The 12,333-nt window shown below is 67.1% G+C and carries 7 protein-coding genes; 4 read left to right on the forward strand and 3 right to left on the reverse strand.

Annotated features, from left to right (window positions below; translation table 11 throughout):
• Positions 1-218: 218 nt before the first annotated feature.
• The gene (locus RQI28_RS15485; RefSeq protein WP_311223556.1) at positions 219-6,233 is read right to left on the reverse strand and encodes an MG2 domain-containing protein; all 6,015 of its coding nucleotides are present in this window, start codon (positions 6,231-6,233) and stop codon (positions 219-221) included.
• A 164-nt stretch (positions 6,234-6,397) separates the two neighbouring features.
• Here RQI28_RS15485 and RQI28_RS15490 point away from each other — a divergent pair, with 164 nt between their 5' ends.
• The 4 genes from RQI28_RS15490 to RQI28_RS15505 all read left to right on the forward strand — a co-directional run bounded on the left by RQI28_RS15490 (position 6,398) and on the right by RQI28_RS15505 (position 9,854).
• Positions 6,398-7,627, forward strand: a complete 1,230-nt coding sequence (locus RQI28_RS15490) for an OpgC domain-containing protein (RefSeq protein WP_311223557.1) — start codon at positions 6,398-6,400, stop codon at positions 7,625-7,627.
• Positions 7,628-7,708: 81 nt separating this feature from the next.
• A complete protein-coding gene (modA, locus tag RQI28_RS15495; RefSeq protein WP_311223558.1) occupies positions 7,709-8,473 on the forward strand; it encodes a molybdate ABC transporter substrate-binding protein in 765 nt (254 codons plus the stop codon).
• A 33-nt stretch (positions 8,474-8,506) separates the two neighbouring features.
• Positions 8,507-9,160, forward strand: coding sequence for a molybdate ABC transporter permease subunit (gene modB / locus RQI28_RS15500; protein ID WP_311223559.1), 654 nt, complete (start codon positions 8,507-8,509; stop codon positions 9,158-9,160).
• Position 9,161: 1 nt separating this feature from the next.
• Entirely contained in the window at positions 9,162-9,854 is a 693-nt protein-coding gene (locus RQI28_RS15505; protein WP_311223560.1) for an ATP-binding cassette domain-containing protein, read from the forward strand.
• Here the strand turns inward: RQI28_RS15505 and RQI28_RS15510 are convergent.
• Entirely contained in the window at positions 9,838-10,653 is an 816-nt protein-coding gene (locus tag RQI28_RS15510) for an SGNH/GDSL hydrolase family protein (protein WP_311223561.1), read from the reverse strand. The genes RQI28_RS15505 and RQI28_RS15510 overlap by 17 nt on opposite strands.
• Before the next feature lie 145 nt (positions 10,654-10,798).
• Positions 10,799-12,286 (reverse strand): argininosuccinate lyase, encoded by a 1,488-nt coding sequence (argH, locus tag RQI28_RS15515; protein ID WP_311223562.1) that lies wholly within the window; start codon positions 12,284-12,286, stop codon positions 10,799-10,801.
• Between the last annotated feature and the right edge of the window lie 47 nt (positions 12,287-12,333).

A 12,333-nucleotide genomic window follows, 5' to 3' on the forward strand; every position in this document is an offset into this window, starting at 1 on the left:
AAAGAGTTTTGTTGTTCTACGCACGCTGCGTTGCTCCCTTGTTGCAATACGGTTTTGGTAAGCCGACCTTGCCGTCCAGTTGAAACATCCAGATACGTCTACCCGAACAGCCCGCGCATTCTGCGCTGCGCCCGCATCGCCGGCAAGCACGAAAAACGCTCCATTGCCGCCGGCAGGCAGGCACGGACGGAGCCGACCTGCCTACCCCTGGCGCCGCGTTACTTGGCTGCTGCCTCCACCTTCACGCGCGCATTCGGCGTTTCGCCAAACATCTCGGGGGCGTACATGGCCTCCACCCGCGTAGGCGGCAGCGCAAAGTCGCCCACGTTGTTCAGCCGTATCGTGTATTCGGCCTGCACTTGGCCCTTGGGCAGATACTCGTAATAGCTGCGGTAGGACTCGAAGCTGCGCTCTTCAAACGCCACCCAGCCGTTGCCGCCGCCACGCGTCTCGCCCCGGGTGGCGATCTCCGAGTCGCGCCCCAGGCCGCTGCCCAGAATGGTCGCGCCGCCAGGAATGGGGTCGGTGATGGCGACCCATGTCATGTCGGCGCTGGCATCGACTTCCAGCCGCACCCGCAGCACGTCGCCGCGCGTGTACTTGCCGGCCACCGCCTGCTCCACGGGTGTGATGGTTTTCTTGATCGAATAGCCCGCCGCGAACGGGGCCTTCAGTTGAATGGCCGCCACCGACTGCAGCGTGAGCCAGGGCTTGCCCGGCCCCTGGTGGGCCACCGCCAGGCTGCCCTTGCCGGGCGCGGGCGGCCAGGGCAGGAACATACCGTTGTTGCGCAGGTTGCCCGGCGACGTGGGCGCGCCGAACCAGGTGGTCTGGTGCGGCGCACCGGTGGCATCGCTGGCCTTCACGCGCTCGACCTTGGCCCAGTCGACGCTGGCCGTCTGCCCCGCCAGGGTGGCCTGCGTGGTGCCAGCCACCGCAGTCGCCTCAAACTTGGCGCTGAACTTTTCCAGCGCCAGCCCGCCCCACAGGTTTGCGGTGGTGGTGTGCCAGGCACCATTTTGCTGGCGGCTGATGAAGCCGTTGGCCAGGCGGCCTATGTCGTCCTTCCAGGCCGGGTCGTCCATCACGGCCAGCATCAGGCGGGCGGTGTTCACGTCGCCGTTCTGCATCAGCCACCACCAGTAATCGTCTTGCTCGGTGCTGAAGATGAGCTTGGTGCCCTGGTAGGAGAGTCGTGCTTTCAGCACCTGCGTGGCTTCGGCCAGGCGCTGCTCGCGCTGGGGCACGTCCTGCACGCGCTTCAAGATGTTCAGCCAGTCGATCACCGTGTGCGTGGGCCACTGGTTGGGCGCCAGGGTGACACTGCCGAGCATGCGGCCCGAAGCCTTGCCGTAGCGCGACAGGGCCTCAATGGCGGCGATCTTGCGCATGTCCAGGTCCTTGCGCGGGCTCCAGAAGTCGCGCTGTATGCGGCCCTCGACGAAGGCCGTCAAGCCGCGTTCCATGGCGACGCGGGCCTCATCGGGCAGCTTGAACTCAGGGTGCAGCGATGCGGCTTCATGCGTGGCGGCCAGCAGATAAGCCGTCAGCGTGTCGCTGCCCCGGTTGGCGCTACCCGCCTGCGGCGGGAAGTAACTAGCCAGCCCGTCCGAGTCCAGATAGGTCGGCAACTGCGCCGCCACGGTCTGCCAGAGCTTGCCGTCGCGCAGGCCCACGGCCTTGCTGGTCTTTTGTTCCAGGCAAGCGAAGGGATAGTTGGCGAACCAGTCGCGCACACCGGGCAGGCCTTCGGCCAGCTTGGGTTGCAGCGACATCTTCAGGCCGCCGCGGCCCGCCAAGGCATCGGCGGGCGGCGCCACGTCCAGCTGGAACAGGCCATCAATCTGCACCAACGTCGCCTGCTGCACCGTGAGCGGCACGGCCGTAATCAACCGCTGGCGGGCCTTGAGCGCGTCCTTGGCGCCGCCCAGGGTGTCGCGCGCCTCGATCTCCCAGAGCAGCGCCTCGGCACGCGTTTGCGCCAGCTGCGGCGGGGCGGTGACGGTCCACGCCACCTCGCGCGATTCACCTGCGGGAATGTCCACCGTCTGCTCGTCCAGCGTGAGCAGCGTGGCGCGCGGGGCCACCTCCACCTTCATCGCTTTTTGCGTGGTGTTGCGCAGCGTGATCTGCGCGCGGAACTGGTCGTCTTCGCGCACCAGCGGCGGCAGGCCGCTGATGATCTGCAGGTCTTGCGTGGCGCGGATGCTGGTGGCGCCGGTGCCGAACAGGCCCGTGCCGGCATCGGCCACGGCGACGATCTTGAAGGTGGTGAGCGCATCGTTCAGCGGCACCGTCACCTTGGCCTGGCCCTTGGCGTCCAGGCGAATGGCAGGCTGCCAGAGCAGCAGCGTGTCCAGCAACTCGCGCGTCTGCGCGCGGCCACCGCCGCCGCCTGCGGGCACGGCTTTCTTGCCGTAGTGGCGCCGGCCGATGATCTCCATCTGCGCGGTGGAAGTCTCCACGCCCCAGGCGCGGCGCTGCAGCATCGCGTCCAGCAGATTCCAGCTGTTGTTGGGCATCAGCTCCAGCAGCGCCTGGTCGACGGCGGCCAGGGCCACCTCGGCATTGGCAGCGGGCTTGCCGCCCGGCAGCGTGGCGGTGATGGTCACCTGCGCCTGGCCGCGCACGGGGTAGCTTTCCTTATCCGCCGCCACCTTCACGTCGATGCGGTGCGCCTGCGTGCCGACGCGGATTTCCGCCAGGCCCAGGCGATAGGCGGGCTTGGACAGGTCCACCATCGCCGTCGGCGCCACGTATTCCTTGCCCTCGTACCAGAAGGCGCTCCACCATTCGCGCGGCGCCTTGAAACCCCAGGTGAAGAAGCTGTACCAGGGCACCTCGCGCAGCCGGCCGCGCAGGGCCAGCACGCTCACGTACACGTTGGGTCCCCAGCCTTCTTCGATCTTCAGCTGCACCGTCGGGTCCTGCCCGTTCAGCTGCACCACGCGGGTGCTCAAGATGCCTTCGCGCTCCACCGCCACCAGCGCGGTGGCATGGCGGAAGGGCATGCGCACCTGCAGCTTGGCGGTTTCGCCGGGCTGGTAGCTTTTCTTTTCGGGCAGCAGGTCGATGCGGTCGTGGTCTTCACCGCCAAACCACAGTTCGCCCTGCTTGGTCACCCACACGGACGACGCAGCCTGGGCCTCGTTGCCGTCCTTGTCGCGCGCGGTGGCCACAAGTTCCACCTCGCCCGCTTCGTCCAGTTTGGTTTCGCACAGCAGCAGGCCGCGCGAATCGCTCTTGCCCGAACACACCGTGCCCAGGTCTTTCGTCTCGGTCTTGTTGTCGTAGCTGTAGAAGCCGCCCACCATGCGCTTGCGGCTGGTGGTGGTGATGCGGGCCACGGCCTTTACCGCCAGGGGGACGCCTTCCTGCGCCCGGCCGTCCAGCCCCAGGGCCAGCGCCTGAAAGCGGATCTTCTGCGCGGCCGACACCCAGCCTTCGGTCTTGATGCCCGCCACCACGGCAGCGGGCCACAGGGTTTGCGTGCTGCGCAGCGTCTGCACCTCGCCGCTGGGGTCAGCGTAGGTGGCCTCCAGCACCAGGTCTTGCGGCTGGCGGGCGAGCGGCACGTTGTCGATGGTGAGCTTGCCCGCGCCGTTCTTGTCGAGCGTGAGCGCCAGCTTGTCGGCGATCACACGCGTGTCCTGGTTCGATGCGGGCTCTTCCTCCCCGCCCGCTGCGCTGCTGCCCGAGGCATCTGCCGCGCGTGGAGCACCGAAGCTGAAAGCGTCGTAGTCGGGGTACTGCAGGCCCTTGCCGCGCACCATGGCCGACACGCGCACGGGCAGGTTGGCCGCGCCACCGCCGGCCACGTAGTTGACCTGCACTTCGGTGGGCACGGCCCGGGCGCGCACCAGCGGTTTCTTGTCGACGGGCACCACGCGGCCTTCCAGCACCGGCAGGCGGAACTCTTCCACGCGGAATTCGCCCGAGGTGAAACTGCGCTGTTGGCCGTCGCCATCGCTGCCGCGCAGCTCCACGCTGTAGATGCCCAGCTTGGCAGCGGGCGGTACGGCAAAGGTGTTTTCGGCGCTGAAGCCACCCGTGGGCGTCTTGCGCCACTGCAGCGGCTGGGTGAACTGCTGGCCGCTGCCCACATGGGTGATCACCAGCGTGGCGGGCTCGCTTGCGGGCAGCGCAAAGCCATTGCGGTTCTGCGCGCGAAGCAGATGCTTCATCGACACGGTTTCGCCGGCGCGCAGCAAGGTGCGGTCGAAGATGGTGTGGGCGACCTCGTCGGGCTGCGGGCTGCTGTTGGTGGGTACGTTGAAGCGCCAGGGCTCGATGCCGCGCTGCCAGTCGCTCCAGGTGAAGGCCATGTCCTGCTCGCCGTCCGTGCCCGTGGCGCGCGCGCTGACGAAGTAAGCCTGGCTCCAGTCGCCGTTGCCCTGGCAGGTGGGCGCCTGGGGCGAGAGGCCGTCGAAGGTGGCCAAGCCTTCGGCGTTGGTGGTGGCCGTGGCCAGCTCGCGCCCGTCGCAGGACGACACGCGAACCTGCGCATTCGGCACGACCTGGCCCTTGTCCAGCGTGGTCACCCAGGCGGCGGCGTTTTCGCGGCCCAGCTTGAAGTGCACGGCCAGGTTGGTGACCAGCGCCGACGTGCGCACGTACATGGTGCGGCCTGCGCCATGGCGCTCGTCCAGCAGCGATTGGCCCAGCAGGGGCGACGCGATCTCCACCACATGAAAGCCCTGCGGCAGCGGAATGCCGACCACCTCGAACGGGCGCGGGTCGCCGCTGGCGGGCTTGGGCAGGTCCAGCGCCTTCACGCCGGGCAGGCCGCCCAGCAGCGACAGCATGCGGGTCTGCACCTCGCGGCGGTCGCGCTCGTCCAGCACGGCGGGCAGCGCGCCCTTGATGTCGCGGCGCGCGTCGGTGCGGCTGATGGAGCCGCTGTCGTATCGGCGCACCTTGCGCATCCACGCGATGATGTCCGCGTCAGTGGTGGGCCGCAGGGTCGACACCTGGGAAGGCGCTGGGGCGGGTGCTGCGGCCTGGCCTGGCTGCAAGCCCTGCACGCGCAGGTCGGCCTCCACGTTGCGCAGGGTGACGGGCAACAGCGCCGGCCCTTGCGGGCCTTCGGCAAAGCGCTCGACGATGCCGAAGGGAGACGCCGCGAACTTGGCGAGCGGCGGCATGGCGCCGGTGGCGACGGCCAGCGGAAAGCTGTCCGCGTTGCGTAGCGTGCGGCCCGATGCGTCCTTGAAGTCGGCCGGCAACTGCAGCTGGAACTTGGTGCTTGCCGTGAAGGGCGGCGCGAACGTCACGCCGGTGACGACCGAGTCGCCATCGCCTTCCTGGTCGATGGTGGGCTTGAGCGTTTCGCTGCCCGATTTCAGCCGAATGGCGTCGGCCAGCTTGCGCGGCACGGGCGCGTTGAACGACAGGCGCAGCGGGCGAATCGGCAGGCAGGCGGCCTGCGCGTTCTCGCGCTCGCAGGCAAAGTCGGCGGCGAATGGTTCGCGCACTTTGTAGGTGTAGCGTTTTTCCACCGTGCTGGCCACGCCGCTGGGCGTGGACACGCCCCGTCCGTAGACCAGTTGCACCTGCGAGCCCGAGGTGAGCCGCCGGTTGCAGGCCAGGGTGACGTAGCGCAGCGGGTCTTTGGTGGCTGCGCCTTCCAGGCCTTGGGACTGCAGCAGCGCCTGACGGTCTTTGCCTTCGATGGCGCGCACCGGAATGCGCTCGCCCACGCCGTCGGCCGCGCACCAAACATTGGCCAGCACGCTGGCGGCGGTGGCGGCGCCATTGAGTTGCAGCACGAAGAACTGCTCTTCGTCGATGGCTTGGTAGGTGCCGGGGCGCACGCTCTGCACGAAAGGACCACCACTATTGAATTGATAGCTGCTAGCGCCCGTCAATAAAGCGCCAGAGGCCGATTTGAACCCTGTTTTGGCGGTAACCGAGCAGCGCACACCGGGCGGCAGATCGGCGGCGAAGTCGTAGACCCACTCGCGCTCGCCCGTCCAGCGGCCGGTGCCCTGGGCGGCGGCAGCGTCGCTGCAGCTCACACTGAATGGCGCAGGCGCCTTGGGGTCGCCAAAGGCCACGGCGGCGCTGTCGAACTTCGCCACCACCTGCCGCACCCGCGCCACCTCGCCCTGCGGCGACAGGCTGACCACAGTCAACGCCTGCGCCGCCCCGGCCGCCAGCACGGTCAAGGACAGGGCCGCCAGCACGCGGCGCCAGATGGAGTGTTGTTGTTGTCGTTGTGTCGGTGTCGTCATGGCATGCGAAGAGGTAATGCGTGATGCGATGCGAGCGCTCGCAGCAACGCCAAGCGTAGCCCATCGCCCTGCAGGGAGCTACCCGCCGGCACAGCAGTTGTAAACGGCCTACAACATAAGGGACCGCCATGCGCGAAGATGAAGACCGAAAGTCTTCCCACTCCATGGCACCACCCTCCTCCTCTCAGCGCCGCTGGGAAATCGACTTCGTGCGCGGCCTCATGCTCGTGCTGATGACGGTCACGCATCTGCCTACGCGTGTGTCGATTCCGCTCGGGCAGCCGTTCGGCTTCGTTTCGGCGGCCGAAGGCTTCGTGCTGCTGTCGGCCTACATGGCGGGGTTGGTCTACGGGCGCGTGGCTTTTCGCAAGGGCGTGCCCGAGATGCGCCGCGCTTTCTGGCGCCGCGCGCTCACCATCTACGGCTGCCAGGCGGCTACGCTGCTGTTTCTCTTTACCGTGATCACGGTGATCGGCCTCTACGTGAACGAGCCGGCCGTCAAGGGCCTGCTCACCTTCTACTTCACCCACCCCGTGGATGCGCTGCTGGGCGGGCTGCTGCTGGTCTACGAGCCGCCGCTCCTGGACATCTTGCCGCTCTATGTGCTGTTCATGCTGCTGAGCCCCTGGGTGCTGGCCTTTGCTCTGCAGCGCAGCTGGGTGCCCGTCATGGCCGTCAGCGTGCTGCTGTGGTTCCTGTCGCAGTTCGGCTTTGCCGAATGGTCCTGGGTGCAGTTCAGCCGCATCCTGCCCGTGTCAGTGCCGTTTTCCGAAACCGGCTCGTTCATCATGGGCGCTTGGCAGTTCCTGTGGGTGATGGGACTGTGGATGGGCGCCAGCCGCAACGACCCGCAGGCGGCGCCGTTCGAGTTTCCGCGCTGGACGCTATGGCTGGCGGGCGCCATCGCGCTGACCGGGCTGGTGTGGCGCCACGCCATCGGCCAGGTGCCCTTCCCTCACACGCCCTGGCTGAACCCGCTGCAAGACAAGTGGTTGCTGGCGCCCATGCGGCTGATCGACCTGTTCGCGCTGACCGTGCTCGCCATCCGCTTCGGCCCCGCGTTGCTGGCCCGCCTGCCGCGTATGCGCTGGCTGGAAACGCTGGGTTCAGCGTCCTTGGCGGTGTTCTGCGCCCACTTGGTGGTGGTGCTGCTGGTGCTGAGCCTGTTCGGCGCCAACTACGAGCGCCCCTGGCCTCTGGACATCGCCCTGCTAGCCGCCTGCTTTGCCACCTTGTATGCGGTGGCGCGGGTCACGCTGTGGTTCGATAAAGGGCACGACGAAGACATCTTGCCGCCCCCGGTGCCTTACGCAGAAAAGCCGCCGCCCATCACCGAAGACGCCGACCTGCTGCCGCATCGGCCCGACCCGCTGGCGGCATCGCCCAGGGGTTGATTCTCATCAAAGACGCCCGCCCTCAAGCCTGGCCGAAGTGTCGCTATTCCATTTTAGAATAGCGCTTTGAAAGGACTTGAGATGAATCCAACTCCCCGCTGGTTTGCAAAAGTCGCATTGATGGCGACCCTGTCGGCAGGCGCCGTGGCTGCACAGGCCCAGGAGCTGATCGTCTCTGCCGCTGCCAGCCTGACGAACGCCTTCCAGGCCGTCGGCCAGGCGTTCGAGAAGACGCGTCCGGGCACCAAGATCACTTTCAATTTTGCGGCCTCAGGCCCGCTGCTGGCGCAGATCCAGCAAGGTGCGCCGGTCGATGTGTTTGCCTCTGCCGACCAGGAAACCATGGATCGCGCGGCCAAGGCTGGCCTGCTGGCCGAGGGCACCCGGGCCGATTTCGCTCGCAACACGCTCGTGTTGATCGTACCCGCCACCGCCACCGCGACCCCGCAAAAGCTGGCAGACCTGGGCGACGCCAGCTACAAGCGCATCTCCACCGGTACGCCCACCTCAGTGCCTGTCGGCCGCTACACCATGGCTTCGGTGCAGCACGCAGGCCTGGCCGCTGCGCTGGAGCCGAAGTGGATCTACGGCGAAAGCGTGCGCCAGGTGCTGAACTACGTGGCGCGCGGTGAAGTGGATGCCGGCTTCGTCTACCGCACCGACGCATTGATCGAGAAAGAGAAGACGCGCATCGCGTTGACCGTGCCGACGAGCACGCCGGTGAGCTACCCCGTTGCCCAGGTCGCCAGCAGCAAGCAGGCGGCTGCCGGCAAAGACTTCATTGCCTACGTGCGCAGCGACGCCGGCCAGAAGATCCTCGAAGGTTTCGGCTTCTCCAAGCCCTGATCTCCGAGCCCTGATTCGGCAGGCACGTTTCCCTTGCTGGCGCCTCTCTGGCTAACGCTCCAAATCGCCCTGCTTGCCACCTTGGCAGCAGGCGCGGTGGGCATCGCCCTGGGCTGGTGGATGTCGCAGCGCCGCTTTGTCGGCAAGAACTTGGTCGATGCCCTGCTGATGCTGCCCATGGTGCTTCCGCCCACGGTGCTGGGCTACTACCTCATCGTGGTGATCGGGCGCAACGGCGTGCTCGGCCAGTACCTGGACCGCTGGTTCGGCATCAACCTGATGTTCACCTGGCAGGGTGCGGTCGTCGCCGCATCGCTCGTCTCCCTGCCCCTCATCTACAAGGCAGCCCGCGCCGCTTTTGAAGAGGTGGACACGCGCTTCATGCATGCAGCGCGCACGCTGGGCGCGGGCGAGTGGGAGATCTTCTTGCGCGTCGCCTTGCCGCTGGCGGTGCGCGGCATCGCCGCCGGCCTGATGCTGGCCTTCGCGCGGGCCATGGGTGAATTCGGCGCCACCTTGATGATCGCCGGCAACCTGCCCGGCAAGACGCAGACGCTCTCCATCGCCATCTACGACGCCGTACAGGCCGGCAACGACGCGCAGGCGCTGTGGCTCACGCTGGTCATTTCGGTGGTTTGCGTGGTGATCCTGGTCGTGTCCAGCCGTATGTTGCAGGCAAAGCATTGATATGGAACCGGTACTCGACATTCACGTGCAGACAACGCTGGAGTCGCCCGGGCGCCGCTTCGAGCTGGACGCCCGTTTCCTCTCCAACACGTCGCGCACGGCGTTGATGGGCCCGTCAGGCTCAGGCAAGTCCACCGTACTGATGGCCATCGCCGGGCTCGGCCCCCGTGTGCAGGGCCACGTGCGCGTGCGGGGCAAGGCGCTGCTTGACTATGCAAAGACCATCGATCTGCCTGCGCGCGAGCGGGGCGTGGGCCTGGTGTTCCAGGACTACGCCCTGTTTCCCCACATGACGGTCGAGCAGAACCTGGCTTTCGGAATCTGCCGCCTGGGCCAGCGGCCCCATGGTGCAGAACGGGAGCGGATGGACATGCTGATCCGGCAGTTCGATCTGGAGACGCTCCGCAGCGCCTGGCCCCGGCACCTGTCAGGCGGCCAACGGCAGCGCGTGGCGCTGGCGCGTGCGCTGGCACCGCAACCGCGGGTGCTGCTGCTTGATGAGCCCTTGTCGGCGCTGGACACGCAACTGCGTATTCGCCTGCGCGCCGAACTGGCAGAAATGCTGGAGCGCGTTCAGGTGCCCACCTTGCTGGTGACACACGACCCGACGGACGTCGAAGTGCTGGCGCAGTCCGTCATCCACCTGGACGCGGGGCGCGTCACCGCTCCGGCGTCGTCTACCGCCCGGCGCTGACCTGCATCAGCCCGCCGGCTGGCACGGGGACCGGGGCGAGCGCTGATGCCTCCAGCACGCCGCCTGCACCCGGAGCGCCGAGGTGGCGGCCAATGACGGCCTGCCACAGGTCATAGCCGGCAGCATTCATGTGCAGGCGGTCGGGGCCGTACAGATCAGCGCGCGGCTCGCCAGCCGCGGTCATCATGGGCGTGAAAACGTCGATGTAGTCGCTCTGCGGCACGCTGCGCACATAGTTGGCCAGCAAGGCATTGGCTTCACGCACTTGCGGCAGCAGCGCGCTGCGCAGCGGGCTGGGCTTGATGGAGATGTAGCTGATGCGCGTGTCGGGCAGCGCGGTGCGCACGGCCGTCACGAAGGAGCGAAAGCTTTCCAGCACGTGCGCCGGGCTGCGGCCTTCGGCCAGGTCGTTGTCACCCGCATAGACGATCACATGGCGCGGGCGGTACTGCACCACCAGGCTTTTGACGAAATAATTGCAGTCCGCCATCGTGGAGCCGCCAAACCCCCGGTTGATCACCACCGGCAACTGGCGAAAGTCGTCGCGCAGGTCGGACCACAGGCGAATGGTGGAACTGCCCACGAACAGCACGCCGCCCGCCTCCGGGGCCCGGTCGCGATCCGCGGCAGCAAAAGCGTCCATGCTGGACTGCCAGCGCGCGTAGGCCGGCGGCAGCACGTCGGCCGCCACTGCCGCTGGGCCGACGCCACCCACAGGGGCAGCTGCAGCCGACAACGCGAGGGCGCAAAGGCCCCAGGCGGCAAACAAACGAACGACGGACGACCGAACGATGGGCATGGGCGGCTCCTGGGGGCGACAGCGGCGTGTGATGTGAGCCGCGTAGGAAAATTCCTTCAAGACGCACGTTTTTACAACTGACCGCGCGTCAATGCAACTCGCTACCCGCCCGCCAGCCGGAAACCAGCGACAAGAACCGGGCAGATCAGCCCAGCCGCGCCCGGTGCCGCGCCAACTGCGCGCGTACCTGCGCGGGCGCCGTGCCACCCAAGGTGTTGCGGGCATTGAGCGAGCCACGCAGGCTCAGCGCGTCGAACACGTCCTTTTCGATCTGCGGGTGGAAGCCCTGGAGCACGGCCAGGGGCAGCTCCGACAGGTCCACGCTGTGCGACACGGCCGCCTTCACGGCATGGGCCACGGTTTCGTGCGCATCACGGAACGGCAGGCCCTTCTTGACCAGGTAGTCGGCCAGGTCGGTGGCGGTGGCGTAGCCCTTGAGCGCGGCCTGCTCCATGGCCTGCGGGTTCACGGTGATACCGCCTTCCTTCTGGCCCGTGGCGGGGTTCAGCTGGCCGCCCACCATCTCGGCAAAGATGCGCAGCGTGTCTTTCAGCGTGTCCACCGTGTCGAACAGCGGCTCCTTGTCTTCCTGGTTGTCCTTGTTGTAGGCCAGGGGCTGGCCCTTCATCAGGGTGATCAAGCCCATTAGGTGGCCGACCACGCGGCCGGTCTTGCCGCGCGCCAGTTCGGGCACATCGGGGTTCTTCTTCTGCGGCATGATCGACGAGCCGGTCGTGAACCGGTCGGCAATCTTGATGAAGCCGAAGTTCTGGCTCATCCAGATGATGAGCTCTTCCGACAGGCGGCTCACGTGCACCATGCACAGGCTGGCGGCTGCCGTGAATTCGATGGCGAAGTCGCGGTCGCTCACTGCGTCCAGGCTGTTCTGGCACACCACGGGGGCGCCGTTCGCGTCCACCATGCCCAGCGTCTTGGCGACACGCTCGCGGTCCAGCGGGTAAGTGGTGCCGGCCAGGGCCGCGCTGCCCAGCGGCAGCACGTTGGTGCGGCGGCGCACGTCGGCCATGCGGTCGGCATCGCGCGCAAACATTTCCACATAGGCCAGCATGTGGTGGCCAAAGCTCACCGGCTGGGCCACCTGCAGGTGGGTGAAGCCAGGCAGGATCACTTCCACGTTCTGTTCTGCCACATCGACCAAAGAAACCTGCAGTTCTTTCAGCAGATCCGCGATCAGGTCGATCTCTCCGCGCAGCCACAGGCGCACGTCGGTAGCCACCTGGTCGTTGCGGCTGCGGCCGGTGTGCAGGCGCTTGCCGGCGTCGCCCACCAGCTGGGTCAGGCGCGCTTCGATGTTCAGGTGCACGTCTTCGAGGTCGAGCTTCCACTCGAAGCCGCCCGATTCGATCTCCGACGTGATCTGTGCCATGCCGCGCTGGATGGAGGCGTGGTCATCACCGCTGATGATGCCCTGCGCGGCCAGCATCTCGGCATGCGCCAGGCTGCCCGCGATGTCGGCCTGCCACAGGCGCTTGTCGAAGAACACGCTCGACGTGTAGCGCTTGACCAGGTCGCTCATGGGCTCGGAAAACAGCGCCGACCAGGCCTGCGCCTTGGTATCGAGCTGGTTGTGGGACGGGGCGGACGCTGGGCTGGTGGCTGGGCTGTTGGACATGGAGGGCAATAATCCGGTGGTTCAGACACCCGGAAAGCCCGGATGCC

The organism is Acidovorax sp. WCS2018Noco2-16, assembly GCF_031843945.1.
Taxonomy (GTDB): domain Bacteria; phylum Pseudomonadota; class Gammaproteobacteria; order Burkholderiales; family Burkholderiaceae_C; genus Paracidovorax.

Bases quoted from the DNA above. Each gene is read 5' to 3' on its own strand.
- RQI28_RS15485 (WP_311223556.1), bottom strand. From the start codon at position 6,233: ATGACGACACCGACACAACGACAACAACAACACTCCATCTGGCGCCGC.
- RQI28_RS15490 (WP_311223557.1), top strand. From the start codon at position 6,398: ATGGCACCACCCTCCTCCTCTCAGCGCCGCTGGGAAATCGACTTCGTG.
- modA (WP_311223558.1), top strand. From the start codon at position 7,709: ATGAATCCAACTCCCCGCTGGTTTGCAAAAGTCGCATTGATGGCGACC.
- RQI28_RS15505 (WP_311223560.1), top strand. From the start codon at position 9,162: ATGGAACCGGTACTCGACATTCACGTGCAGACAACGCTGGAGTCGCCC.
- RQI28_RS15510 (WP_311223561.1), bottom strand. From the start codon at position 10,653: ATGCCCATCGTTCGGTCGTCCGTCGTTCGTTTGTTTGCCGCCTGGGGC.
- argH (WP_311223562.1), bottom strand. From the start codon at position 12,286: ATGTCCAACAGCCCAGCCACCAGCCCAGCGTCCGCCCCGTCCCACAAC.